The organism is Oceanobacillus sp. NCCP-135 (assembly GCF_059698015.1).
On sequence record NZ_BAAKSZ010000036.1, the window covers coordinates 1 to 26,875 of the forward strand.

Below are 26,875 nucleotides of genomic sequence, written 5' to 3' on the forward strand. Positions count from 1 at the left end.
AGCAGGAAAGATAGGCTAAGAACATAGCTTGTAAACCCTGTTTTTGGGGGTGCGAAACTTAAGTAATTAACTTGAACAGGAGTTTGAATGAATGGCACATTTTACAATTAATCAGGAGATTATAAAAGGTGAGACTCTCCCCTCATTTTCCCTTACCGTTGAAGATTCGCATGCGACAGCTGTTTATAGTGATACAGATATGCAGGCTGAGTTGGTGAAAGTTCTCCGTAGCAATGCCAAGATTTCGGTTTTTGATCAGCAGGAAGGATTATACACCCGTCTAACTGTGGAAAACAATATCGCCTTTTTTCATAAGTGGTTTGGATGTCAGACACCATTGCCTGAAATTCTCGTGCAGTTTGAGCTGCAAAGCTGTGCAAAAAATCCTTTGCACACCTGTTCGGAATCAGAAATCCGCCGGGTCTACTTCGCCAAATATTATATGAGCGGCGCTCATCCGATGGTGTTCCGTGAACCGATCCACGGTGTTGATGTCATGACAATCAATACCTTCATCAATATGCTTCGAAAAATAAAGGATGATCACATACCTATACTCCTTTTAGTTTCTAACCTAGAACATGCGCTTTTACTTGGAGATATTGCATACAAGCTTCAGCAAAACGGTATACAGCAAGTTGAAATTGATGAGGAGGAATCGGGTAATTCTGAATTGGAGAGTTCTAAGGGCACCAGTCCAGCGTTTGCAAATCTATTTAAGATCACGGCAAAAGTAGATGATAAAATGATCCTTTTTGACCCGCCTGAAATTGACTACATCGAGAGCCAGGATGGAAAGGCGATGATTGTCATCAATGATGAATCCTATACGATGGATTCCACACTGTCCGAAATAGAAAAGAAATTAGAGGTTTACGGTTTTTATCGTTGCCACCGATCCTATATCGTGAACCTGCAAAAGGTGCGTGAAATTATTACATGGTCAAAAAATACGTATTCACTCAGAATTAATAATAAAATACAGTCAACCATTCCGCTGTCACGAACCAAAATTCAGGATATCCAGGAGAAATTCAGCCTGGAATAGGTACAGTTCAGCCCGAATAGCTGGATCAGACCAGCTTTCACACGTGGTTTTTCAACTTAAACCCGGTACAGTTCACTCAATTTATGGTACATTCCACTCCAATATGACTGCATCCTTAAGCCTCATCAGCTACGATTAAAGCAGTTGATCGAAGGAGGTTTTCAATTGAAAAACGCAATTGAAGTAACAGGAATGCGAAAAGTGTTTGGCAAAAACACCGCCATTAAACAGGTCAGTTTCAATGTAAAAAAGGGTGAGATTTTTGGACTGCTTGGTCCAAGTGGATCTGGCAAAACAACTACGATTAAAATTTTAACCGGAGAGCTGGCACAAACTGCCGGTGACGTGAAAGTGCTCGGTATGAATTCAGCAAGGTTTACAACATCCAATTTCAAATCCAAGATAGGAATATTATCGGATAACAGCTCATTGTATGAGCGGCTGACCGTCTATGACAACCTGAAATTATTTTGTAAATTATACAATGCAGCCCTAAATCAAATTGACGTGATACTGCGTGAGGTAAATTTGCATGATGAGCGTTCCAAAACAGTCTCGAAGCTGTCAAAAGGGATGAAACAGCGTATACTGCTGGCCAAAGCCCTCATTCATAAGCCCGAGCTGGTATTTCTGGATGAGCCGACATCTGCTTTGGATCCTGGAAATATGGCACAAATCCATCGTGGACTCCAGAAGCTGAATGAAGCGGGAACAACAATTTTTCTAACAACCCATAATATGGAAGAAGCGAATGAATTATGTGACCGTGTTGCATTCCTAAACAATGGCGAACTGCAGGAAATAGACAGTCCGGCAGCACTTCGCTACAAATACTCGACACATGCTTTTCATGTGGAAACATTCGAAGGCGATCGACTGGTCATCGAAAATAAACCGGAGAAAGCCGATAAAATCAGAGAACTGATCGCAAGCGGACAAGTGAAAGCAATGCATACAGATAACCCGACACTTGGCCAGATCTTTTTAAAAGTAACCGGAAAGGAGTTGGTATAATGAACATTCAACGTATAAGTGCCATTTTTGAAAAAGACATCAAAGACTTCATGAAAAACATGATGCTGTTGACAATGCCGCTAATTCCAGTCGTACTGGCGTTAATGTACACCCGAATGGGGAATAATGAAGAACTTCCAATTAGCCTGATTTATGTGATTGTTGGGGCGACTTTTTCAGCGGTTACATCAACTATAATAATGACCATGATGGCAGAGGAAAATGAGAAGAAGACATTGCGCGGACTGATTCAATCGCCTGCTTCGTTTTTGGATATCATTGTCGGAAAAAGCCTGGTTACCGGTCTCATAACCTTTGTTTCTCTTGTTGTCTCACTGATGATTGTTGGTATTGATCCATTTCTGAACTTCAGGGTCATCATTGGACTAATCTTGCTGTTTTTATTCTTTCTGTTGCTTGGTATCGGTACTGGGCTATTTGCAAAATCGATTGCGGCAACATCTGTTTACCTGTTGCCGATCATGTTCCTGTTCGGCTTCACACCGGTGATTGGCTCCCTTGGATTTTCTGAAGACAGTATGGTGATAAAAATAGCCAATGTGTTTCCTGTCATGCAGGGAATCGAAATACACGATACAAGCTCCTGGCTGCCACTCGGCATCATAGCTGTTTGGGTCATTGGCGCAGCATTGTTTACGTACGTTTGCTTTAAAAAGACAATGACAGATGATTAACTGTATCATTCAGCCACATTTTCAAATGAGGATGTGGCTGTTTTTTAAATCTTTACATAAGAATAGCCTTAACTTGAAAATGGTCACGTTGTCTTAATCCCCCGCACAAAATGACACTTTTACTTTATGATATTTCTTTTTACATATCTATTGACATTTTACCACCAGGGGTATATTGTAGTATCTGTAAACTAACTAAAAGACGTTTTATTTTTTTAAATAAAATTATACCCCCATGGGTAACTATCGAGATAAGGAGAAGGGCTTTATGAAAAGCATAACACCAAAAGAACTAGCCGAAAAAATCAATAATGATCAAAAATATTAAAAACTGCTTTTACGAGATATCTTACTTCCCGGAAACCTGAAATAATAAACAAACTAAAATTGATTACTGTTTTGAGAGTGGAAATACTAAAATAAACTATCCAAAGGGTGTGTATGTATGAGTGGTCATGGTCATAGATTTAATCCGGAAAAAGCGGATAAATTACTAGATCCTGAGAGAAAAAAGGTAATTGATCCACTGGATGTTATAAAAATTATGAAGCTAAGCAGTGAAGATACTGTAGCAGATCTAGGAGCAGGGAATGGTTATTTTACCCTTCCAATTGCTGAAAAAACAGACAAAATAGTTTATGCAGTTGACATAGAACCAAAAATGTTACAGGCTTTACAGGAAAATGCAAAATCAAAAGGAATTAGCAACATCAAGTACATTGAATCTGGTTTTGAAAACATTCCGATTCAAGATCATGAAATTGATAAAATATTAATTGCTTTCGTAACTCATGAAGTGCCTGATCGAAAAAAATTATATAAGGAATTTAAGAGATTGCTGAAACAAGAAGGGAATATTTTAATTCTTGATTGGCAAAAAATAAAATCAAGTATAGGGGCTCCTTTTCAGGCAAGGATTTCATCAGAAGAATTGAATGCGGAACTTGCTGCAGAAGATTTTCAAACAGAGGTAATAAATCTTAATGAAAATGTATATGCAATAGCAGTAAGAAACCCGAAAATCTATAACGAGAATTACTAAAAAGAGGGATAATATCAATGAATCAATCTGCAACGATATATACATCAACCTTATGCCCGGTATGTGAAATGGTTAAGAGTTTTTTGGATTCCTTTGAAATACCCTATCAAGAAGTAAATGTGGATATGAATCCCATAGCAATGCTTAAACTAATTGGGAAAACGAAAAAACTATCTGTTCCTCAAACCAATATAAACGGGAAATGGATTTCCGGGTTTAATCCAGAAAAAATGCTACAATCATTAAATGATTAATGGAAAAAATTGCATATTGTTCGTTTAGCAGCTAATGAGTTAACTGACTAAACCGCATGAAGCCAATTTTAATAATCTGATTTCATGCGGTTTTATCTTTGTAAGTAGAATTAAAGCCTATCAATGTTTCACTTATGTCCTAGCCTTGTTGCTATTATGGATACCAATGACCCTTTTACACATTTGATCATTTTAATGATATCATTTACTTTCACGTTTGCAGGTGTTCCTTCCATTAAAATGTGGATAGCATCTTTGGCAACTACCTTTAATAAAGAAATAAGCTCTGAATATTCAGCAGGCATAGCCAATTGTAGAATATCTTTATAGGGTTCTTGTTATTCAATTAAGCGGCTGCATCGTTTGTTAAATAGATATATTCTCAAGCTCACTATATGCAAAAACTAAATATCCACAAATTCCGCCAAAAATTGAATATAGTCTGACTGAAAAAGGGCAGACGCTCTGGCCAATTATCCAGACAATGTGCCAATGGGGAGATCACCATAAAGTACAATAAAGAGAGAAAACCGTATATTCTGTATGAAGGACTGGATGATAGGTGATTGTTCTAAAATCCAAAAGAGCTGAAACACTTGTTTATTCAAGAATTTCAGCTCTTAATTTATTTCACCTGTGGGTTCCAAATCTTTTAAATTACAAGAAAAAAATCATTTTCTTATGTAGCAGTCATCGGATGATGTTGTTTAATCTCTTGAATAGATAGATGAACACTATAATTACCATACTGGAGAATTGTATTTAGAAAAATATTCAATTGTTCTTGACTATTAACTTTCACTTTCATATGGTAACAGCCTTCTCCCGATACTCGGTGAACTTCAACTACCTCTTTTCTATCATTAATAAAACGTATAAAGGTATCATGATTTGCTGTTTTCATATAAATAATGACAAACGCTGTAAAGCTCAGTCCTAATTGCATTTCATCGACTATTAGAGAGTAAGCTTTAATTACACCACTATCCTCAAGCTTTTTTATACGATTCCCTACTGCTTGACCTGTCATATGAATTTGTTTCCCTAAGTCTTTCCACTGAACACGTGAATTTTCAGATAGTAGCCGCAGGATCTGAAAATCAATGCTATCAAGTTCCATAATAAACTCCTTTCACCATGAAATGATTTGTTATTAAAGTCTTTCATCAAGGCATCGATAAAAGTCAACTTTAGATATATCATTATAGTGTAACAAAATATTTTAAATGAGGTGGAAAATAATGAGTACAGCTTTAATTGTTATCGATATTCAAAATGACTATTTCCCAAAAGGAAGGATGGAATTAAGCAACCCTGAAAAGGCAGCCGCAAATGCTGCTAAAATTCTTGAATCGTTTAGACAGAATAACAAAGATAATATTTTTCATGTTCAACATATTGCAGCAGACCCGGCGTTAGGTTTCTTTCTTCCAGATACGGAAGGCGCTGAGATAAATGATGCTGTTCAACCATTAGAAAACGAGAATCTTATCATAAAGCATTTCCCTAATAGCTTTTTAAAGACTGAATTAGAAGGCAAATTAAAAGAAAAAGGAATAACCAAAGTTGTTGTTGTAGGCATGATGACACATATGTGTATCGATGCCACAGTCAGAGCTGCAGTAGATTTAGGCTATGAAACTACGCTTATTGAAGATGCATGTGCTACAAGTGACTTATCCTATCAAGGTAATGCCGTACCAGCTGAACAAGTTCATTATGCATTTGTCAGCGCACTTGATGGTATGTATGCCGAAGTAACTTCGACTGAGGATTTTCTGAAACAAAGCTAACACACATGTAATCCTATATAAATGGGAGTTTGTTTAAAAACAAGCTCCCTTATTTTTATTACAGTGGCAATATAAACCAGAAAGCATGGTTATCACCTTCTGAACTAATTCCAATTCTTCCATTATGATGTTCGATGAGTTCTTTTGAAATAGCAAGTCCAAGCCCTGAACCGCCAGTTTCCCGGTTTCTGGAAGGATCAATACGATAAAAGCGCTCAAAAATTTTCTCTTGTTCAGCTATTGGAATCGTTTGACCTGGACCAGTGACAGTAAATCTATATTCCGATTTAAGATTTTCTCCTTTTAACATGATCGGTCCTGACCCCTGATAGTAACGAATGGCATTATCAAGCAAATTCGTAATAACCTGAGAAACACCTCCATTGTAAACATTTATTTTACCGGATTCTATTTGAACGCTGACAGAAATACCTGCTTTCTTTAATGACCAACGAAACATCTCTACTGCTTGCTCTACTAACAACTGCATATCCACCAGTTCTTTTTCATAAAAATTTTGTTTTGATACATAATCCCATTCTTTCAATTGTTCAAGCTGTTCCACCATATTGATAATTCTTTCTGTTTCCTCGTAAAGCGATTGGTAAAGTTTAGGATCACCTTCAATAACGCCATTGGTCAATGCATTTAGGTAACCATTTAAATTCGATAAAGGGGTGCGAAATTCATGTGATAAATTGGATACAAGCTTTTTTCTGTGTTGATCATTGTCTTTTAGTTGCTGCATTAGTTCATTAAAACTAGCAATCAACTCCCCTACCTCATCCTCGGATTTCACTTCAATCGGACTGGGATATTGCCCTTCCTTCATCCTTTTGGTAGATGCTATCAATCGCCTTATTGGACGGATCATTTTTTTAGTTAAATAAAAGTGAATCAGACTACCTATTACTATTGCAGAAACACTGAATATCCATAAATAAAGAAAAAGAGTCGAATTAAACTGTCGTTGTGTTTGATTATTCATTGTTCCCATTTCATCAACTAAATAACAGGCTGTATGATAAATTGCCAAGCTGCTTATTACGATAAAAGAGGCAACAACAAAGATATTAAGAAATGTTAAACGCCATAAAAATCGTTTTGGAAGTACTGACTTTCTATGTTTATTCATTAACAAATTTATACCCCATTCCCCGGACAGTACGAATTCGTTTAGGTGAAGCCGGAATTTCTTCAATTTTCTCCCTTAGTTTTTTAATATGGGCATCGATTGTACGATCCAGAACCGTTCTGTCAGCATAAGGATACAGTTGACCGATTAGTTGTTCTCTTGAAAAAATCATGTTTGGGCTTTGCATAAGGTGGTATAGCAGGTTGAATTCATGCTTCGTCAATTTCAGTTGTCTATCGTAAAGCAGAACCTCCCCTTTTCTCGGTTTAATACATAACCCGTCAGAGACAATCTTTTGACAAAATTGCCCTGTTCGCCGTAATACAGCCTCTACGTGAGCGATAAGTTCATTTGGATCAAACGGTTTCGTCAAATAATCATCTGCACCGATTTTCAATCCGTTTATTTTTTCTTCTATACGAGCTTTAGCAGAAAGCATAATAATGGACACCTCGCCTTGTTCCTGCTCACGGACCCACTTACAATATTCCTCTCCGCTTAATTTCGGAAGCATTAAATCGAGAATAATTAAACATGGGTGATATTTTAAAAAAGCTTCCTTTGCTGCCATCCCGTCAGCAGCCTGAACTACATCATATCCGGCTTTTTCCAAATAAATAGTTATAAGTCTGCGAATCATGTGATCATCTTCTACAACTAATATGGTTTGCTTCATCCTGGGTCACCTCTCCCCTTATTGTAGGCAAAAACTGGGGCTATTTCATCTTTTCGAATTCCTGCACCATAAATTCATAAGTTAGCGCACCTAAAGCCTTGTATTGAATGATCCCATTTGAGTCAATCATAAAGGAAGTTGGGATTGGGCGAATACCATAACTAGTAGCTACTTCAATTTCCTCATCTACTAAAATAGGAAACGTTAAGTTAAATTCGTTCACAAAACTTTGAACCTGCTGTACATTGGGCTCCGTTTCCGTTAAATTGACAGCTAGGATAACAACATCTTTAGCTTGATGGAACTTCTCCATGTCTGGCATTTCAGCACGGCATGGCGGACACCAGGTAGCCCAAAAATTAACCATGACACGCCTGCCCAAGTAGTCTGATAATTTAGCGGCTTCACCCTTTAACGTCTGAAGTTCGAAGTCTGGAGCAATATCTCCTACGTTTAACCCAACAGTGGCTTCGGTTGTAGTTTCACTCGCTTCATTAACTGCTGTCTCAGCCTGATTGCTGACAACACTTGATTCTTCTTGTTCAAATACCTCATTTTCCGGAGCTTGCGAATCATTTGGTTGAAAAGTCAAATCATACACCGCCCATCCAACCATTCCAACAAGAACAACGGTAATTATCACTTTTTTCATCAATATACCACCTCCCATCCTAAATTAAAAACGCCGCTTCACCCTCATTCAGTTCCTTTCCTATCTAAAAGTTTTCTTTAGCATAATTATTGCCGTTCCCACTTTTATAAACCCTATTTCCTGATAGACATCACTAAAATTAAACAGCTATTCCATCTTTTCCAATTGTTGTACCATCAGATCATAATTCATTGCTCCCATTGCGGAGAATTGTATATGACCATTTGAATCAACCATATAGGAGGTCGGATATGCTCCAACCTGATAGGTAGTAGCGAGTTCAGCGTTTGTGTCCATTAACACCGGAAAAGTCATTTCAAAGTCTTCTACAAATTGGGTAACGTCTTCTTTACTTTCTTCTGTTTCTGTCAAATTAATTGCTAAAATCTCCACATCCTTATTATCATAAAGTTTTTGCAAGTCGGGAATCTCCGCCCGGCATGGGGGACACCAAGTAGCCCAAAAGTTGATTATAACTCGAGTCCCTCTATAATCAGACAGACGTACGGTTTCTCCCTCCAATGTCTCCAATTCAAAATCAGGAACTATCTGCCCTAATGCAAGTCCGATCTCTTCAGACTCTGTGACTTCATCTTCATCATCACTAGGTGGGGCCGAAGTAATCATTCCCCCCTGTTCTTCTTCAATGGCGGTTTCATTAGTTGAACTTGTAAAATCATACACCGCCCACCCTAACATTCCCACTACAATCACGATAAGAATTGTCTTTTTCATTGATTACCACCCTCAAACTATCCTAATTTTGCTAACCATGTGTCTTGTACTAATTCAAGCAGAAATCCAGTGATACGTGGCATTAGTCCGAAAAATAAAATCAGACCCATAATAATCATAATAACTGCGCCCACCTTCATAATCATCTGGCTATGTCGAACAATCCATCTCGTCGATCCAAGAAAGAAAGTCAAAATAAGAAACGGCAAGGAAAAGCCGATAACATACATAACTGTGTAAAATACACCTTGGCCAGGGTTACTTGCAGCCAGAAGTAATATAGATCCAAAAATCGGCCCTATACACGGGGTCCAGCCTGCAGCGAATCCAAGGCCAATAAAGAATGTCCCCAAATAACCAGCTGGCTTTTTCGAATAACGAAAACGCTTTTCTTTCATTAATGTTGGAATGGTGATCCAGCCTGCAACAAATAGCCCCATAATAATGATGAAAATCCCTGCGATTCGTTGAATAAATAACCCGGAATCACCAAATAGTAAATCTTGAGCCCATTGTCCCAAAAACGATGCACTTGCACCCAGGCTGATAAAGACCAGCGAAACTGCAAGTAAGAAAAATAAGGAATGGCTTAATAATTGACGACGAATTCGAGTATTCTTAGTCCCTTGTAATTCCTTCACACTAATTCCAGTAATATATGACATATACGCCGGAAAAATTGGTAGAACACAGGGTGACAAGAAAGATAACGCTCCTGCACCAACCGCTAAAAACATTCCTACAATTAACATTGTTTCTGCTTCAATTCCACCCATTACAATCCCTCTTTCTTTGTTGATATATTATTATTGATAAACTTATGATGAAAAACAAACCCACAAACCATGGTGCCATGATATAGCCGAATACTGTAGCAAATGGCTGAATAGATGACAATAATAAAATGCCTGCTGAGAATCCGATTAACATAATGATTATCACCTTACTGACTGGTAGACGGTCACGAATAAGGAGGTATAACACAAGCAGGACAGTAAATAGACCTAAGTTTCCAAGCGAATATGTATTGTTATTCCAAACAAGTTGAATAAACTCATACAAAAATGCCGCAACTAAAAATACAGGAAAAAAAGACTCTATAAACAGAAGAACATCTATTTCCTTTCGTTTCGACTTATAAACAAGTACGATTGCGCTAAATAATAAAGCAAGATAAAAAGCATCTGAATTACTTGGATACGCTAATATGGCTAATGGATCTTTTATAAATACAAAGAAATTCAATATGATTTTCCCAAGCCATATAAAGATAATGAAGTTAATAAGTTGTGCAACCATTTCTTCGATAAGCACTTTCCTTTTTTCCTTTGGTAAGTCACTCATTATATAGAAGAAAATAAGTCCAGCGGCTATACTTATAAAAATAATTCCAATTGACATCATTTTATCTGCGGTCGCCATTTGCATTTTTCCTCCGTTTCATTACCTTTCAAACACTACAATACATAGGCAATGTGAAAATTTGATGAAAATATGCAATTTCAAATGTAAGATGTGACAATTCTAAGACATAAAACGAAATTTAAATTAAGTGGAGGTTTCTTCATCACCTGCTGAAATGGCTAATAAGGTGGATAACTTTTTTGCGGGTAGTGGAGAACCTGAGTCCAAAAAAGACTAACTATGAAAGGAAATTCGGATTCGTGAGTTTTTAGAGGAGAATGCGATCATGGCTATAAATCTATGTACATTTGTTAATGAAAGAGAAAGAGACCGCTTAAGGGTCTCTTGTTGTATTATTCGTCTAATTCTTTCAATGAAGCTTCAATTGACATTTTGCAACGTCCATATGAGAACTTCCTACTTTACCTCTTCTTACATTTAATCAATCTTCAACAATTGAGCATTAATTGCACAAATAATCGTACTTAATGACATGACAGCAGCCCCAATAGCTGGTGTTATCACGATACCGATATTATACAATACACCTGCTGCAAGCGGGATGGCTAATAGGTTATAACCTGCTGCCCATCCTAGGTTTTGTATCATTTTTCTATAACTGGCTTTCGATAACTTTACGATATTTAAGATATCAACAGGGTTACTATTTACCAAAACAACATCTGCTGTCTCAATGGCAACGTCTGTACCAGCACCAATTGCGATACCTAAATCAGCTTCAGCTAAGGCTGGGGCATCATTGATTCCATCACCGATCATGGCGACTTTTTTGCCACCCTCTTTCAACTTTTTCACATTATCAGATTTCTCATGTGGCAGAACCTCTGAAATCACTTTTGACAGGCCAAGTTTTTCGCCTACATAATTTGCAACACGACTATTGTCACCTGTCATCATAACCGTTTCAATGCCACTTGCATTTAATTGACTGATGACTTCATAAGAGGACTCGCGAATGATATCCGCTAATGCAATCATTCCTTGTAATACATTATCTTTTAATACAAAAACAATTGTTTTTCCTTGTTGTGCTAGTTTTTCAAACGTTTCTTCGTCGAAAGCTATATTATTCGCTCTCATTGCTCCTGGGCTAATAACTGCGATTTCTTGACCATTTACGTCAGCAGTTAATCCTTTACCGGTTAAGTTTCTATAATTCGTTACATCGTAGAGCTCTAGATTACGATCTTTACCTTCCTTGACAATCCCCTTTGCAATTGGATGATCGGATTGTGTCTCAACTGAATAAGCTAACTTCAATAATTCCTCTTCACTTACATTGCTACTTGGATGAATGTCAGTTACCCCGAAATTTCCTTCTGTAAGGGTACCAGTCTTATCAAATACAACTCGATCCAGCTTCCATGCACCTTCAAATGGGGTACGGTTACGAATCAACAAGCCCTTTTTAGCAGCAATCGACGTTGATCTTGAAGTAACTAGAGGCATTGCCAGACCTAGTGCATGTGGACAGGCTATGATCAGAACAGTAACCATTCTTTCTAACGCAAATTCAAAATCACCTGTCGTACTCCAGTAAGCAATCGTGATAATTCCAGCAACCACCGCTACATAGAATAGCCATTTCGCTGCAATATCTGCAAACCCTTGAGCTTTTGATTTGGTATTTTCTGCATCACTTACTAATTTGATAACTTGGGATAAATACGTGTCATTTCCAGTTTTGTTTACCTTAATTTTTAATACGCCTTCCCCATTAACGGCTCCACCGATTGCTTCCATTCCAGGTCCTTTGTCTACAGGAACAGATTCACCCGTTAACATGGATTCGTCGACGGTAGATTCCCCTTCAAAAATCTCTCCATCAAGGGCTATTTTTTCTCCTGATTTCACAAGGATCTCGTCTCCAGGGTGTAATTCTTCCACAGACACTTCGACAATGTTTCCGGACGCATCAAGTTTATGCGCTTCTTTCGGCATCAGTTTAATTAATTCCTCGAGTGCCTTTGACGCACCCATTATCGATCTCATTTCTATCCAGTGACCTAACAGCATAATGACAATTAACGTGGCCACTTCAAAGTAAAAGTCACTTCCATCAATAAAAAAAGCTGTTAACGTACTATATACATAAGCAGTGACAATGGCTAGCGAGATTAATAGCATCATCCCAGGTGCTTTTGATTTTATTTCATCCCAGGCACCAAGTAAAAACGGTTTTCCTCCATAGAAGAAGACGATGGTTGAAAGTAAGAATAATAATACCGTGTTACCTGTAAAAGTCACTTCATAGTTGAAAAGCATTTGGATCATAGGCGATAGATAGGTTATGGGGATCGCCAAAACTAAAGATACCCAGAAACGCTTTTTAAAATCATCTATCATATGCTCATGATGACCCGCATGACCTCCTCCATGTTCGTGTCCGTGACCTGAGTGATCATGTCCATTGTGATTATGATGATCGTGGTCATTGTGTTCGTGATGATCGTGTTTATGATGATCATGTTCATTGTGTTCATGGTGATGATGTTCATGCCCATGATGTTCGTGGTTATTTTGTTTACTTTTCTTACTATCATGATTTGCCATAGCTATCATTCCTCCCAGTTCATCATTGTAATAAGAAATCCTTTTTATATAATGCACAAAAGGTTTCCTTCTTATCACCATCATAACATACCATACCCCCCTAATGTATAATTTAAACATAATAGATTGCAAAAAAGTTTGCAGAAAAACATTCTTTTTATTAAATTGCTAGATTTAATTCTGTTGATCATCCTCTCTTTGTAAGTGATCTGCACATAAACTGCAAAATTATTGGGTAGATTAATAATGAAATAAATTAATGGAGGGTATTTAAAATGAAAGGTAGTAAAATTATAATAGGAATAATAGCTTTATTCATGGTGTTCCTATTAGCAGCTTGTGCAGGTGCAGGTGAAACCGAAGAAACGAATCCTGAAGAAAATACGGGTACAGAAACAGAATCCAATACAGAAGAAGAAATGGATATGGAATCGGATTCCGATTTACATGAAGGAATGGATCATTCTGAAATGGACATGTCAAGCTCTGGCGAAGTTCCTGAGGATTTGCAAGTGGCTGAAAACCCAGCCTATGAAGTTGGGAGTCAAGCGATTATTGAAACAGACCATATGGAAGGTATGAATGGCGCAGAAGCAACGATTGCTGGTGCATATGATACTACGGTATATACTGTTTCTTATACCCCCACAACCGGTGGAGAAGAAGTAACAGATCATAAGTGGGTCATTCATGAAGAATTAGAAGATGCTAGTGAAGCTCCTCTAGAATCAGGCACAGAAGTTACCCTAAATGCAGATCATATGGAAGGTATGAATGGTGCAACGGCTAAAATTGATTCTGCAGAAGAAACTACTGTTTATATGGTAGATTTTGTTCCAACAACTGGTGGAGAAGAAGTGACAAATCACAAATGGGTTACGGAAAGTGAATTATCACCAGTTGAATAGAATATTAAAATGAATTATTTTTAAAGGGCTTATTCGAAATCGAATGAGTCCATTATTAACTTTTGAGGGTGATATTTTTCACTAATTTATTTATAATATTTGGATATTAATTTTAGAAAACTTGGTTGTCACCAAAGCCCTTAGGTGACAGCCAAAGCCTGCACTTATGCAGTAAGAAAGAATTTTATGCTTTCTTAACTGCCAAAATAAAAGTTGGCTCCCAACCTAGGGAACCAGCTCCATATATTTTATGCTACATCATAGCCTTGATCTTCAACTGCTTCTTTCATATTTTCCAATGAAACTTTTGCTTCATCATATTTAACTTCTACTTTACCAGAGTCTAGATCAACTTCTGCAGAAGATACTCCTTCTAACCCGTTAAGTGCGCCTTCTACTGACATTTTGCAGTGCCCACATGTCATTCCTTTAACATCTAAAGTTTTCGTTTGCATTTTTGTCACCTCCTTTTAAGTTGTAGGAAAAAATTATAGCTTAACGCGCTTTAAACGAAGGGAGTTAGAGACAACACTTACTGAACTTAATGCCATGGCTGCACCAGCAACCCATGGGGCAAGTAGTCCGATTGCTGCAATCGGGATCCCTGCTGTATTGTAGCCGAATGCCCAGAAGAGGTTTTGACGGATATTTCTAATTGTCGCATGGCTGATTTTGATGGCTTTTGGAATAAGTAATAACTCACCACCAAGAATCGTTACATCAGCTGCTTCGATTGCCACTTCTGTTCCTGTACCAATGGCAATTCCAATATCGGCGATTGCGAGTGCTGGAGCATCATTTACTCCATCCCCAACCATGGCAACTTTTTTACCTTTACCTTGAATTTCTTTTATTTTATCCGCTTTTTCTTCGGGTAAAACTTGGGCAATTACTTGGTCGATACCAACCTGCTGAGCAATTGCTTGTGCAGTTCGTGCGTTATCACCGGTTAACATAATCACTTCTAAGCCTTGTTCTTGTAACTCTTTAATTGCTTGTGGTGCCGTTTCTTTAATCGTATCTGCGACGGCAACAATTCCGCGATACTTTCCATCAATAGCAATCAGCATTGCCGTTTTGCCTTCCACTTCATAATCAACTAAGTCTTGCTGGGCATCACCGATATCGACTTGGTGATCTTGCATTAGTTTTCGATTTCCTACAAGAATGTTATTACCTGAAATTGTAGCTTCGATACCGTGCCCAGGGATAGCGTTAAAATCATCTACTCCGGCTAAATCAATATCTTTTTCTATAGCATAGGCAACAATCGCTTCTGCAAGTGGATGCTCTGAGCCTTTTTCCGCACTTGCAAGTAACTGTAATGTTTCCTCATCACCAGTAAAGTTTGTAACTTCGGGTTTTCCTTTTGTGATGGTTCCCGTTTTATCAAGAACAATTGCCTCTAACTGATGCGTTCTTTCGAGGTGTTCTCCACCTTTAAAAAGAATTCCGTTCTCTGCAGCCTTTCCTGTACCAACCATAATGGAAGTTGGAGTTGCAAGTCCTAAAGCACAAGGACATGCAATAACCAGCACAGCAATTGCTGCAACTAAGGCGGGTTCTAATTGGCCAGGCTGGACGAGTGAAATCCATACAATAAATGTAAGAATGGCAATCACTACAACGATCGGTACGAAAAAGCCAGAAATGACATCGGCTAATCGTTGGATTGGTGCTTTCGATCCCTGTGCATCCTCGACTACTTTCACAATCGATGCAAGGGCGGTATCTTTTCCTACTTTTGTCGCTTCCATTTCAATCGAGCCATTCTTGTTTATCGTTGAGCCGATTAATCCAGAGTCTACACCCTTTTCAATTGGAATCGATTCCCCTGTAATCATCGATTCATCGACAGAGGTTCTTCCCCTTACAAGCCTACCGTCTACAGGTATTTTCTCACCTGGTTTGACAACTAAGCGATCCCCAACGACGACTTCGCTGGCAGGAATCATGGTCTCTTCGCCGCCTCTTATAATGCGAGCTTCTTTTGCCTGTAAATTAAGCAAAGAGGATAGCGCATTCGTTGTCTGGCTTTTCGCTCTTGCTTCCAAATACTTCCCAAATAAAATCAATGTGATCAATACAGCACTTGTTTCAAAGTATAAATGCGGCATATATCCTGGATTGCCAATGGTCTTGATTGCTTCATATAAACTATAGAAATAAGCGGCACTTGTACCTAATGCAACAAGCACATCCATGTTCGCTCCACCATTACGAAGGTTCTTATATGCACCAACATAGAATTGCCAGCCGATAATAAATTGAACGGGTGTTGCTAAAGCAAATTGAAACCATGAATTCATAAATAGATCCGGTATCGTCATATTAAATAAATGAACCAACATGGTTACTAATAGCGGTGCAGCTAACACAGCCGAAATAATTAATTTTGCCTTCATCGTTTTAATTGCTTTTTCTTTATGTGTTTGCTTTTCTGCTGTCTCCGCTTTAGGTTTTGCATCATAGCCTAAATTTTTGATTTTATCAATGATTGCTTTTGTATCTGTGAGTCCTGGATTATATTCCAGGGATGCAGTTTCTGTTGTTAAATTTACAGCTGCATGTTTGATCCCTTCTTGCTTATTCAATACCTTTTCAATCCGGGTTGAACAGGCAGCACAGGTCATTCCGAATACATCTAATTCCGTTTTATCCATTAAAACGCCGTAGCCGACATTTTCAATTTTTTTCGTAATAGCTGCTATGGAAGTTTTCTCTGAATCATAGTCTACGCTTGCCTTTTCCGTTGTTAAATTGACTTGGGCTTCGACACCATCCATTTTATTTAATACTTTTTCAACACGAGTAGAACAAGCAGCACAGGTCATTCCTGTTATACCTAGTGTTGCGTGATTTGTTTCGTTCACAACAGATCCTCCTTATTTAGAAAACTGTTTTAATACACTCATTAATTCCTCAATCGTTTCTTTCCCTTCCCCTTGTTTAATTGCATCACTGACACAATGGTTGATATGTCGTTCCGTGACAGCGAAACCTACATTCTTTAAAGCCGATTGAATGGCACTGATTTGTACTAAAATATCTACACAATATCGATCTTCTTCCACCATCTTCTGTATCCCACGAACTTGTCCCTCTATACGTTTTAAACGGTTAGTTACTTTTTGCTTTTCATCTTTTGTTCTTGGTTTACTTGGGTGATCATGTAAGAATTTATCCAAATGAATCACTTCCTTTTCGTTTATACTTATACTATACCCCCATATGGTATAAATGTCAATTAAATCATTTCAAATTTTAACTCTAATTTATTTATTAGTCGCAAAGATGAAATGGAGAAGATTAACTGATCCTTACCTATCCACTTCCACAATTTCAAAAAACGTTTATCCACAGTGTGGATAAACGTTTTTAAAAATTTGTTCAAAAGATCCTGTGAAAATAACACTACGGCATTTCTAGTTGGCTTGCTATTCCGCTGCGAATCATTGCATTTAAGCGAGCAAAGCTTCAGCCTACTCTATTAGTAGAAACCACTTCCTTAAAAGCTTCGTACCCAATATACCACAGAAATCACAAATTACTGAAATAGGGGGAAAATTAATTAATACACTTTAATATACGTTAAAAACAGAATCGAGAGCGGTAGCTACAAATGATGAAATGCTGGAGAAATCGCCATCCAATTAGAGATGAAAGTTGAGAGACAACAAGGAAATTTACTATTATCTCTTAACTTTTTGCATACTTCTCTCAACTTCATAGGCTCTTCTTTCCACTTTATAAGCCTGTCTCTCAGCTTTGTCTGATTTCGGCAAGATTACTCAGGTAAATGAATGGACTAAGGGCGTAGAACCGGTAGATGGAGAAGAAATCGAACACGTATTAACTCCGCAGGCTTCAGGACATGCTTCTGGTGAAGTGATGAGGTTTGTATTAAAAAACACCTATGCTCGCTTCTCCAAATTCCTTGCAGTCTCACTTTTCTCCACTTGTTTTTGGTCTTTATACGTACCAAATGTTTTATCGACGGAGGTATGTGTGACACCATACCAATAGTTTTCATTTTTAAAGTGGTGCCATAGATGAGCCTTTTTGATCTTCTTTCCGATATTTGTACGTGGCTGAATAGGCTTATGGGCAATATAATGCTTCCATTCGTAATATAGAAAATATGCGATCAGCCCCGTAAGAAACGCAAGCGTTAACCCCAGGTTTGACGTAATCAAAAAGAAAACCGCAGACGCAATAAGAAAGTTTGGTAAGCTAAACCAAATCGGCAAAAATAATAAACTCAAATCTGTTGGATCTACGTGATGATCAAAATGTAAGCGCTTAATCATTTTTAGTAAAAAAGAGTTCAAAGGTGTCTTCATATGAAATAAAAATCGATGAATTATATATTCACTCGTCGCATACGCTATCATTCCAATGAGTAATGCCATCCATGTTCCGATCTGCAATAGGTTAAATATGGTATAAACCATAAGTGGAACAAACAAGACAAGCATAATTGCGACATCTGGATAAGTAAAAAATTCCTTATAATACTTCTTCATAAAGTAATTCCTCCTTTAGTTTATATTTTCTCCAACCTGTTTCCCATCAGACGACATATGGCTCTCCCATAATGTATAGCTTTTTCCCATCATAGTGTATGCCAGTTTTGCTGCCTGATTTGCATCCGCTTGCAGTGCGGCTTTCATCAGTTCTTTATAGTAATGTAGTGATGCTTTGCGGCAAAAATCAAGGGAAAAGTATTTCATTGCCATTTTTACATATGCAGGCTCAAAGCTGTTTAACGTTAAAAGGAATATTGGATTCCCCGACAGATTGGCCAACTCTTTCTGCAGTTCCCAATCATATACAGCGAAATCCTCTGCGTCATCTTTTAGTTCATCCATTTTGGAAAGGATGGCAACTACCTTGGGATAATGCAACACCACGGCTTTTTTTACGTATTGTGGTGTAAGAGCAATCCTCATTTCCAAAAAGTAGAGAACAAAAGCATCTGGTACCTCATCACAGTGCTGAACAATATCTACAATCGTCTTGACATTGCCCTCTTTCCAGTAATCATTAACGACCGCCGGCTGCCCTCTTCTTAACGTAAGCCACCCGCTGTGATAAAGTCGTTGCAGTACTTCTCTGATTGTCGGACGGCCGACCTGGTAAATGGCAGCAAGCTCTCTTTCCGTTTGCAGTCGACTTCCTACTCGATATTTCCCGTGAATTATTCCATTGATCATTTCTTTTTCAATTTCGTTTGAGGATCGAGTCAATTCATTAAGCCTCCTTCCTATTGTGGTATAACCACTATATTTTTTGGTATTACCAATAAGTTTACAGTATTCAGATTTATACGTCAATATAATTAGGAATTTTGGGAATTATTAATTGTCAGCTAACCAGTAGTATTATTTTGGAAAAGCATGGTGTCAAAATAAATTCTATCCTATCTTACTTAAGCTTCAATTTCACCAATATGTTTAACAATTCCTTGCAAATAGCGAGGACCATTCTTGGTTGCTATCAAGAACGGCCCTTTAATGTTATTACACTTTTTCTTTTATTTTTTTAAGAATATCCTCTGGTAAATCATCTTGTACACTTAATAGATACTTTAAATAAACTTCACAATATTCTATCTCTGATTGTTTGAATTCCAGTTCGGTTAAAGCTTGAAAGGATTATTTACCATATTCATTACCTATCCCCACCATTTATTTAAATTGTTCTGTTAATCTTTTTACCATACTCCGATATGAAAGTGTTTATAAAAATACCTAATAAGTACTTATTCATATGACGTGCACTTAGAACAGTTTTTCACTTATTATTACATTATTATATTTAAGATGGAGAGTTGATCATGAATAAATCTACTAGAAGAACAGGATTATTTCTTGTTATAACCGGAGCAACATTTTGGGGTGTTGGTGGTACCGTATCACAGAAGCTCTTTCAACAATATGGCGTCGACGTAAATTGGCTTGTAACGACACGACTGCTCATTGCCGGTATTTTACTCTTAACCGTTCAATTTTTTTGGAAAAACCGTTCTCAAGTTTTTGCTGTCTGGAAAAATAGAAAAACAGCTGTTCACTTAATTATCTTCGGATTACTCGGTATGCTTGCGGTTCAATATACGTATATGGCATCCATTAATCATGGGAATGCCGCTGTTGCGACACTATTACAATACTTAGCACCTGTCATGATTATCATTTACTTCATTTTACGGAAACAAATGGTACTAACACGACAAGATATATTCACTGTTTCGCTTGCATTAGGTGGTTGCTTTTTCTTATTATCAAACGGTTCAATCTCAGGTCTATCTGTGCCGACACCTGCAATAGTTTGGGGTGTATTATCTGGGCTAGCGTTAGCATTTTACACCTTATATGCAGTTCCTCTCACTGCGAAATACGATTCCCTTGTCATTGTTGGCTGGGCTATGATTATCGGTGGATTTTCATTAAGTTTTATCCATCCACCTTGGCAAATGGACTTTACGACTTTAACAGTAGAAGCCTATTTATATTTCGGGTTTGTTATCATATTCGGTACGATGATTGGATTCTGGTTTTATATAGAAAGCCTGCAAAACCTTTCACCTAAAGAAACAAGTCTTTTAGGTAGTTTAGAGCCGCTGTCAGCTGTTTTAACAACCGTCTTTTGGTTAAAAGAACCTTTTGGATTTTTTCAATGGGTTGGTACAGCCTGTATCATTGGGATGATATATATACTTTCTTTGGGCAAAAAATCTTCTTCATAGACTAAGCAAACTCTATAGAATAAATAAACTTTCAGATTTAGCTAATTCTGAGGGACTTTTTAACGTTAACCTACTGCGTTTTTGTCAAATCATTCCATAAAATCATTCCATAATTCATAATAATCAAATTCTACTTAGTCCATTTTAGCTTCAACATCATCCAAGAAGGAATCCGACTACAAGATAAAGTACTGCAGCAAAACCAACACCAATTGAGACGATTTTCAATTTATATCGGGCATACGCTATAAGGGGGACATCTAGTATGGATGCAGTTGTTATCGTTGTGTCACCAAGTGGAGAGGTCATGGCACCAAATGAACCGCTGGCAAACACTGCACCGACAGTTATTGGAAGCGATGCGCCGGTAGAAGCTGCCAATGCTATTCCAAGTGGCATGAAAATCCCCCATGTTCCAAAAGAAGAGCCGATAAAATAACTGACAATCGAACCGACTAAAAAGACAATGGCCGGAATGGTGAAGGCTGGCAGGAAAGAACCGAGGGTTGCCTCGATAAACTGGGAAAAGCCAAGATCTTCTGCCACAAGGGACAGTGACCATACCAGTACAAGGAGGATAATCGGTTGCATCAGCTGATTTCCACCATCATAAAAATGATACATCGTCTCACCAAGTTTTTGCTTCCTAAGCATATAGAAAATGAATGTGAAAATCAGTGTAATAAATACAGCAAGAAGAATGACAAACGTAGCGTCTGCTTTCGCAAGAGCGTCAAATATCCCTAAGGCTCCCTTTTCCATGCCGTCCTGCCACAACAGGAACAATGTCAGCCCAAGCAGCAAAAACAACGGGACGATCAAGTTCCACGGCTGCGCTTTCACCATGGCCAGTTCTTTTTTTATTCCTGTACGGTGAAACGCCTCCCCATCCTCTTTTTTACTTTTAACCTTCTTCTTAGGTTTTGACCAGAATGTCCAGATCAATCCAATCATCAACATAACAATCGCAAAAAAATTAAATGGAATACTGTACAAAAATACTTGATAGGCGTCTGCCTCCAGATTATGTTTTTGAATGCCTCCTTCAATCAGCGAGACCATGAATCCGACAAATGCAGTTGCGGCAGGAAGAAGTACAATCACTGAGCCTGTTGAAACATCCATCGTAAAGCCAACTTTCCAGCTGGACATGTCTACCCTTTTCAGCAATGTTTTAATAACCGGGCCAATCATCATGACTCGAAACATTGGCATCATAAATGTAAAGGGAAGTGTAAGCCAGATTACTGTCAGGAGCCCACGTTCAGAGCTTATTTTGTCGCCTGCCCACTCTGAAAAACCCTTGACCCCTCCGGAAATTTGCATCATACCTATCAGACCGCCAAATAAGTAAAGAAAAGCAATGATATTTATATTTCCCGGGTCTGATAGTGTCGTTACGATATAGTTGACCGTTTCTTTTGATCCGTCAAGCACCCTGAATTCCACTAAAAATGCTCCAACAAGCAGTCCCAACACAAGTCCAGGAAGGATTTGTTTTAACCAGATCGATAACACAATCACGATAATAAATGGAATTAAAGAAAGCCATGTCTGTTCTATAGTATTGTCACCTCACTGCTATGTCCTATTTTTACCATGTGCAGTATTGAAGGATTTCATACAAGGGAAGTTCATTGGTATACCCCCCGAAAATTCAGGGGGAAAAATGATATTGAAAACAAGTTCTTCCCTAGCAACCATCGCTTAGCGAGCTAGCAAACTTTGGAGCTTCAATTTTTAGTGTCAACTGGAACTTTCCGACTTCATATAAAATTAGTAATCAAGCAAGTCTTGTTACATCATATCAAGATCCTAAGCACTGCGAAAAGATAAACTCTCCTCTTCAGAAAAAATAACATCACATGCAGCACCACCAATTAAAGCGTAATGATTTTGATGTATGTTATGGTGAATATTTTTTTGTTACAGCTGAAATAACTGCATAGAAACAAAAATGAATCGGTAAAAAGGAATAAGTAGCGGCAGATTATTTAGACATTATGTGAATAATGAATTAAACTAAATATAAGACTTAAAAAAGGGAGAGGGGGAAAATTATGGCAATAAACAAAGAAAAAAACTCTTTACCTTATAGCGAATACCTGCAAATAAATGATGACATCAAGTATGAAGTTATCGATGGGTATATTAACAATATGTCACCTTCTCCAAGTGTTAAACACCAAAAGATAAGTGTAAAAATCTCAACTGAATTCGATATCTATTTGAGAAAAAAAACTTGCGACGTTATTTCGGAAATCGATGTTTCTCTCGAAGGGGCAACAGATACAACAGAAATGAAAGAGTGGGTTAGGCCTGATATCTCGGTTATCTGTGATCAAGATAAAATTAAAAAAGATCATATTGCCGGTGCTCCGGATTTAATCGTTGAAATTTTATCAAAGTCTACGGCAAAGGCTGATAAAATGATTAAATTTAATCGATATCAAGCTGCAGGTGTAAAAGAATATTGGATTGTTGACCTAGCACACGAAATTGTCGATGTCTATTTGCTAAAAGGTGACTATTTTATTCACGACGGGACATATACAAACGAAGAGACGATAAAAGTCAATATATTTAATGATTTATTCATTGATCTGAAAAATATTTTTGTTTGATAAAGCAACTTAGAATTAAGTTGCCTTTTAAAATTATCTTAATCATATGTCTTTATAGAGCCCTTCTGTAGTTGACATACTGAAGACATTATTAAAATAAAGGTAACTACTCAGGTGTATGATAAAAGTCAACACAAATAAAGGGGACAGTGTCAGGCAAAGTCCCCCTGAAAGTAAAAGATATGACGGATAAACAATCAGCGAATGCTCTTGGGCATCCATGGTCGCCCTTTAAAGGTATTACCAAGATGATCGATCACCGACAGTCCCTGTTTTGTAGCTTTGAAATAAAGTTCGATTAAAATTACCTTTGAAACTCGTATGAGTACTTTTGACAAAAAGAACCTATTTTGAAAAAAGATTGATCAAAATAGATATTTAACTATTAGATTTAGGTTTCGTATTTATAAAAAAGTTTGATTATTCCTGTTAGATGAACATTAAGAGTTATTTGATTTAACCTTGCCGCATTGGAACTTGTTTTTAAAATACGAAGAAGTTTTAAAGGCTAATATGCTATACAAGCTCATAGATTTACATGAGGCAATTATTATGCATCCCCCAGAAAACAATAGAACGGATCCGTTCTATTGTTTAAAGTGAAGGTTGCTTTTTTCTTTTTTTAAAAAAACTCCCAATTAAACCTAAATAAGGGGAGAAAATTGCATATAGAAACGCCATTCTAAAAAAAAGAATGGCGTCAAATTAGCACTAATAACCTTTCACTATTTCTCCAAAATACTTTCAAATTCATTTAATTCAACTATTCTCATATCTTGTATATATAATTGATAATTGTCTAAACCAGGAGTTGTTTGAATAAGAAGTAGGTTATCGTTATACTCAAGAATGGAATATTGGCTTACTTTAGTCGGACCTTCGCCAGAAAAAAAGTTTTGATAAGCATGGAAGTCTTCCTCTGATATCGATGCATTAGTGGCGATTAATCCAGATAAATCTTCATTTATTGATATATGCTCCACTAAGTCTACACTAGTTTTCGGCTTGTTATCCACATAAAGAAACCAGACCCACGAACCTATTAGGAACAAAGCAAGTATAACAATAACATAGTTTGTCTTTTTCATGAACTTTGCAACTCCTATTTAAACAAATATTAATATGCTCCGATTACTACATTGTAAATTCCTGCATGGATCATATCAGATCTCGAACGAGTATCTCCGCGTTCTGATAAATCAACCCATTCAGCTACTCCCGTCTGATTGTTAATTACACGTGCATCAACGTCCTCTGTATACGTTCGTAGTCCCAACTCATTTTGAGAAATCACTTCATAGTCGTATCTACTTGTCCTTGAATAAACTTGACCGTCAATAGCGGAATCAATAACACTACCAGTGATAGTAGCACCTAAAGTCAAAAGAATACCTCCAATTCCTCCAGTAAAGATTCCACCAATGACTCCAATAATAGTAGAAACAGCCGTCCCAGTGCTAAAAACTACTGTTTGAGTAGGACCATAGGAAAGACTTAAACTCCCATAGAGATATCCCCATTCTCCCCAAGCACTGCTGTATTCACTTTGATACAAGGTGTAATAACTAGGCGGTGAGTATTGGAGTCCTATATCACCTTGTTTGTTCTTGGCAGTCTCAACATACTTATCTTCTTTCCGATCCACATTGGATGTTGTTACGTAGTCATTAACATTTAATTCTTTAGAATTCCCATCCCTATCCTCATATAACATCTTATCACTATCTGGATAGGTTATAGTTCTATCTACAAACTCACCATCAAGATATGACTCATATACCGTTCTATCCTTCTTTTCAGTTATTTTCACTTCCAAATCTTCCGTTGCATTGTTTTTAAGAATCATTGTTGTCACATTTTCCCCATCTGCCTTTTCACTGTTAATCCTTTTGACTAAACCCTCATTAGTACTAGTTGCCCCAATACTCGCAGGAAAGAAAGAAACCACCAATGAGAAGACCAACAAAATGGAAACAACTTTGGAAAACTTTTGCATGAAGATAAAAATCTCCTACTTTTAAAATTTTTTTATAAGAACTTTTTTCAAAGTTTCTTATCGAAAAGTAGTTAAAGGATAGAGACACCGAAATTATTTTAAGTTATGTATATCTTGATGTGAAGTATATTATTATGATGTCTCTTATTCTTAGTTACAACTCTATCACGTATTTCAAAAACTTTAACCTCTATATACAAAAATAGTTACAATTTACTAGTCTTTCAATCTGTTATTATATTTATAATAATTCTCGAATTTGCGAATATTTGGAACTGTGGAGTAAATTAAAAGTTATAGAGAAATTACTGACCTGACAATTGAGTTAAATCCTCCCTCTATAAATTAATACTATGCTATCATGATACTGTATTAAGGGAATGATTCATTGTATCGAGGGTATCATCTCCATTTGTAAGGGGTACATATCTAATTGAAAATTCCGATTTTACATAGACAATTATAACTATGTCATTCTTGTACGTTTAAATGTTATAATAATTTTCTTCTTAATAACTCGGCTCTATGTCCTACGCCTTTACTGCTATGCCTTGATTTAATAATACTAACTCCTTTCGTTTTAATAGACTCTAATAAGTTCCTTGTCCAGGATCCACTTGAATTCACAAGATCCAAAAGCATATGATTATATATCTTAGGCCAATCTTGCTGTGAAAGCGATGATAAAATAAGTGTTGATAATGAACGATTTTCTCGTTCAACCTCAATAATATTATAACGTTTGCCGTCCATCATATACACTTCAGAAATCGCATATCTTCTCCTTGTAACACCATCGCTAAGCTTTGTAAACTTCCGTTCTCCCAGCCCTTCTGGCAACTCATCCATAAATGCCCGAATTACTTTTATCTCTGGATATTGTTCCAACATCTTCAATACATTAATAAAGTCCTGTAACTCCCCCTGAGCTTTAATTTCATGAAGCATTTGATGCTCTAGTCCTCTTGCCAATTGCTGACCACCACTATCTGCTGTAGAACGAATGGAATGGTCATCACCAACCGATTGATCGTGCTAGCTATAAATGGGAAAGGGAATACAATAAGCGAACAGCTGCGGAACGTGTAAACAGCCGTTTTGACGTGTCATTCGGATTTGAAAATCACACGATCCGTGGTATGAAAAAAATGAAAATTAAATGTGGGCTTGCCTTGTGCATCATGCTTGCCATGGCATTAGGCAAGATTAAAGAGAACCAGCCAGAGAAAATGAGAAGTCTTGTATCTTAGTTTACCCACATGTGGATAAGTCGAATTTCAAAAAGACAGTTGTGGATAACGGGATAAGTATGCCCTTTTTTAGGTGGCTATTTTCAGAAAACTTTATTTAATCCTGTTTTGGCAGGAAATGTAGTTTTTCAAAAAAATAAACCCTTTATTTTTTTGCTCGTAAAACTAGAAAAGTGGTACATCACAAAAAGCTCGGATAGTAAATATCTTGACAAAGGGAACATTATACTCATCACCCCGGATGGAGTATAACAGAAGGGAAAATTTTCTTCTCATATTTTAAGGTATATTATCATATGTTCTTAGTAAATACCTTTATTATTGGTG

The 26,875-nt window shown here is 37.3% G+C and carries 27 protein-coding genes and 1 pseudogene; 10 read left to right on the forward strand and 18 right to left on the reverse strand.

Features of this window, described 5'->3' with window-relative positions:
- Nucleotides 1-91 precede the first annotated feature (91 nt).
- From AC6HVZ_RS17410 to AC6HVZ_RS17430, 5 genes are all read left to right on the forward strand, one after another.
- The gene (locus AC6HVZ_RS17410) at nt 92-1,048 is read left to right on the forward strand and encodes a LytTR family transcriptional regulator DNA-binding domain-containing protein (protein ID WP_497559402.1); all 957 of its coding nucleotides are present in this window, start codon (nt 92-94) and stop codon (nt 1,046-1,048) included.
- 165 nt (nt 1,049-1,213) lie between these two features.
- Nucleotides 1,214-2,062, forward strand: a complete 849-nt coding sequence (locus AC6HVZ_RS17415; RefSeq protein WP_497559403.1) for an ABC transporter ATP-binding protein — start codon at nt 1,214-1,216, stop codon at nt 2,060-2,062.
- Nucleotides 2,062-2,757 (forward strand): ABC transporter permease, encoded by a 696-nt coding sequence (locus tag AC6HVZ_RS17420; RefSeq protein WP_497559404.1) that lies wholly within the window; start codon nt 2,062-2,064, stop codon nt 2,755-2,757. The genes AC6HVZ_RS17415 and AC6HVZ_RS17420 overlap by 1 nt, the downstream gene beginning before the upstream one ends.
- 445 nt (nt 2,758-3,202) lie before the next feature.
- Nucleotides 3,203-3,799 (forward strand): class I SAM-dependent methyltransferase, encoded by a 597-nt coding sequence (locus AC6HVZ_RS17425; RefSeq protein ID WP_497559405.1) that lies wholly within the window; start codon nt 3,203-3,205, stop codon nt 3,797-3,799.
- 17 nt (nt 3,800-3,816) lie between these two features.
- On the forward strand, nt 3,817-4,053 hold the full coding sequence (locus AC6HVZ_RS17430) for a glutaredoxin family protein (RefSeq protein WP_497559406.1): 237 nt from the start codon (nt 3,817-3,819) through the stop codon (nt 4,051-4,053).
- A gap of 170 nt (nt 4,054-4,223) precedes the next feature.
- Here the strand turns inward: AC6HVZ_RS17430 and AC6HVZ_RS17435 are convergent.
- Nucleotides 4,224-4,316 (reverse strand): annotated as a pseudogene (locus tag AC6HVZ_RS17435) (hypothetical protein); the annotation flags it as partial.
- A gap of 113 nt (nt 4,317-4,429) precedes the next feature.
- On the opposite strand from AC6HVZ_RS17435, the gene AC6HVZ_RS17440 reads away from it, so the two are divergent.
- Nucleotides 4,430-4,573 carry a winged helix-turn-helix transcriptional regulator gene (locus tag AC6HVZ_RS17440; RefSeq protein ID WP_497559427.1) on the forward strand — a complete coding sequence of 48 codons (144 nt, stop codon included), beginning with the start codon at nt 4,430-4,432 and terminating at the stop codon, nt 4,571-4,573.
- Between the two features lie 159 nt (nt 4,574-4,732).
- Here AC6HVZ_RS17440 and AC6HVZ_RS17445 read toward each other — a convergent pair whose 3' ends face one another.
- The gene (locus AC6HVZ_RS17445) at nt 4,733-5,173 is read right to left on the reverse strand and encodes an Lrp/AsnC family transcriptional regulator (RefSeq protein ID WP_497559407.1); all 441 of its coding nucleotides are present in this window, start codon (nt 5,171-5,173) and stop codon (nt 4,733-4,735) included.
- Between the two features lie 121 nt (nt 5,174-5,294).
- Between AC6HVZ_RS17445 and AC6HVZ_RS17450 the strand changes: the two genes are divergently transcribed.
- On the forward strand, nt 5,295-5,846 hold the full coding sequence (locus AC6HVZ_RS17450; protein ID WP_497559408.1) for a cysteine hydrolase family protein: 552 nt from the start codon (nt 5,295-5,297) through the stop codon (nt 5,844-5,846).
- A gap of 58 nt (nt 5,847-5,904) precedes the next feature.
- Here AC6HVZ_RS17450 and AC6HVZ_RS17455 read toward each other — a convergent pair whose 3' ends face one another.
- The 7 genes from AC6HVZ_RS17455 to AC6HVZ_RS17485 all read right to left on the reverse strand — a co-directional run bounded on the left by AC6HVZ_RS17455 (nt 5,905) and on the right by AC6HVZ_RS17485 (nt 13,022).
- The gene (locus AC6HVZ_RS17455) at nt 5,905-6,981 is read right to left on the reverse strand and encodes a sensor histidine kinase (protein WP_497559409.1); all 1,077 of its coding nucleotides are present in this window, start codon (nt 6,979-6,981) and stop codon (nt 5,905-5,907) included.
- Nucleotides 6,974-7,657, reverse strand: coding sequence for a response regulator transcription factor (locus AC6HVZ_RS17460; protein ID WP_497559410.1), 684 nt, complete (start codon nt 7,655-7,657; stop codon nt 6,974-6,976). Before AC6HVZ_RS17460 ends, AC6HVZ_RS17455 begins: the two co-directional genes overlap by 8 nt.
- A gap of 40 nt (nt 7,658-7,697) precedes the next feature.
- Nucleotides 7,698-8,309, reverse strand: a complete 612-nt coding sequence (locus AC6HVZ_RS17465; RefSeq protein ID WP_497559411.1) for a redoxin domain-containing protein — start codon at nt 8,307-8,309, stop codon at nt 7,698-7,700.
- A 147-nt stretch (nt 8,310-8,456) separates the two neighbouring features.
- The gene (locus tag AC6HVZ_RS17470) at nt 8,457-9,044 is read right to left on the reverse strand and encodes a TlpA family protein disulfide reductase (protein ID WP_497559412.1); all 588 of its coding nucleotides are present in this window, start codon (nt 9,042-9,044) and stop codon (nt 8,457-8,459) included.
- Nucleotides 9,045-9,061: 17 nt separating this feature from the next.
- Complete coding sequence (locus AC6HVZ_RS17475) at nt 9,062-9,820, reverse strand: cytochrome c biogenesis CcdA family protein (RefSeq protein WP_497559413.1); 759 nt, start codon at nt 9,818-9,820, stop codon at nt 9,062-9,064.
- Nucleotides 9,807-10,466 carry a hypothetical protein gene (locus AC6HVZ_RS17480; RefSeq protein WP_497559414.1) on the reverse strand — a complete coding sequence of 220 codons (660 nt, stop codon included), beginning with the start codon at nt 10,464-10,466 and terminating at the stop codon, nt 9,807-9,809. Before AC6HVZ_RS17480 ends, AC6HVZ_RS17475 begins: the two co-directional genes overlap by 14 nt.
- A 420-nt stretch (nt 10,467-10,886) precedes the next feature.
- Nucleotides 10,887-13,022 carry a copper-translocating P-type ATPase gene (locus AC6HVZ_RS17485; protein WP_497559415.1) on the reverse strand — a complete coding sequence of 712 codons (2,136 nt, stop codon included), beginning with the start codon at nt 13,020-13,022 and terminating at the stop codon, nt 10,887-10,889.
- Between the two features lie 275 nt (nt 13,023-13,297).
- On the opposite strand from AC6HVZ_RS17485, the gene AC6HVZ_RS17490 reads away from it, so the two are divergent.
- On the forward strand, nt 13,298-13,930 hold the full coding sequence (locus tag AC6HVZ_RS17490) for a YdhK family protein (RefSeq protein ID WP_497559416.1): 633 nt from the start codon (nt 13,298-13,300) through the stop codon (nt 13,928-13,930).
- Between the two features lie 248 nt (nt 13,931-14,178).
- Here AC6HVZ_RS17490 and copZ read toward each other — a convergent pair whose 3' ends face one another.
- From copZ to AC6HVZ_RS17515, 5 genes are all read right to left on the reverse strand, one after another.
- Nucleotides 14,179-14,385 (reverse strand): copper chaperone CopZ, encoded by a 207-nt coding sequence (gene copZ / locus AC6HVZ_RS17495; RefSeq protein ID WP_497559417.1) that lies wholly within the window; start codon nt 14,383-14,385, stop codon nt 14,179-14,181.
- Nucleotides 14,386-14,418: 33 nt separating this feature from the next.
- Entirely contained in the window at nt 14,419-16,803 is a 2,385-nt protein-coding gene (locus AC6HVZ_RS17500; protein ID WP_497559418.1) for a heavy metal translocating P-type ATPase, read from the reverse strand.
- Between the two features lie 12 nt (nt 16,804-16,815).
- A complete protein-coding gene (locus AC6HVZ_RS17505) occupies nt 16,816-17,118 on the reverse strand; it encodes a metal-sensing transcriptional repressor (RefSeq protein ID WP_497559419.1) in 303 nt (100 codons plus the stop codon).
- Between the two features lie 726 nt (nt 17,119-17,844).
- On the reverse strand, nt 17,845-18,456 hold the full coding sequence (locus AC6HVZ_RS17510; protein ID WP_497559420.1) for a sterol desaturase family protein: 612 nt from the start codon (nt 18,454-18,456) through the stop codon (nt 17,845-17,847).
- A gap of 15 nt (nt 18,457-18,471) precedes the next feature.
- The gene (locus AC6HVZ_RS17515; protein WP_497559421.1) at nt 18,472-19,179 is read right to left on the reverse strand and encodes a GntR family transcriptional regulator; all 708 of its coding nucleotides are present in this window, start codon (nt 19,177-19,179) and stop codon (nt 18,472-18,474) included.
- 590 nt (nt 19,180-19,769) lie between these two features.
- On the opposite strand from AC6HVZ_RS17515, the gene AC6HVZ_RS17520 reads away from it, so the two are divergent.
- A complete protein-coding gene (locus AC6HVZ_RS17520; RefSeq protein ID WP_497559422.1) occupies nt 19,770-20,678 on the forward strand; it encodes a DMT family transporter in 909 nt (302 codons plus the stop codon).
- Nucleotides 20,679-20,834: 156 nt separating this feature from the next.
- Here the strand turns inward: AC6HVZ_RS17520 and AC6HVZ_RS17525 are convergent, their stop codons facing one another.
- Complete coding sequence (locus AC6HVZ_RS17525; RefSeq protein WP_497559428.1) at nt 20,835-22,241, reverse strand: Na+/H+ antiporter NhaC family protein; 1,407 nt, start codon at nt 22,239-22,241, stop codon at nt 20,835-20,837.
- Between the two features lie 497 nt (nt 22,242-22,738).
- Here AC6HVZ_RS17525 and AC6HVZ_RS17530 point away from each other — a divergent pair, with 497 nt between their 5' ends.
- Nucleotides 22,739-23,302, forward strand: coding sequence for a Uma2 family endonuclease (locus AC6HVZ_RS17530; RefSeq protein WP_497559423.1), 564 nt, complete (start codon nt 22,739-22,741; stop codon nt 23,300-23,302).
- 725 nt (nt 23,303-24,027) lie between these two features.
- Here AC6HVZ_RS17530 and AC6HVZ_RS17535 read toward each other — a convergent pair.
- The 3 genes from AC6HVZ_RS17535 to AC6HVZ_RS17545 all read right to left on the reverse strand — a co-directional run bounded on the left by AC6HVZ_RS17535 (nt 24,028) and on the right by AC6HVZ_RS17545 (nt 26,270).
- Entirely contained in the window at nt 24,028-24,390 is a 363-nt protein-coding gene (locus AC6HVZ_RS17535) for a hypothetical protein (RefSeq protein ID WP_497559424.1), read from the reverse strand.
- A 29-nt stretch (nt 24,391-24,419) separates the two neighbouring features.
- Nucleotides 24,420-25,298: a hypothetical protein gene (locus AC6HVZ_RS17540; protein WP_497559425.1), complete on the reverse strand. Its 879-nt coding sequence runs from the start codon at nt 25,296-25,298 to the stop codon at nt 24,420-24,422.
- Between the two features lie 492 nt (nt 25,299-25,790).
- A complete protein-coding gene (locus tag AC6HVZ_RS17545) occupies nt 25,791-26,270 on the reverse strand; it encodes a Tn7-like element transposition protein TnsE (RefSeq protein WP_497559426.1) in 480 nt (159 codons plus the stop codon).
- Nucleotides 26,271-26,875 lie beyond the last annotated feature (605 nt).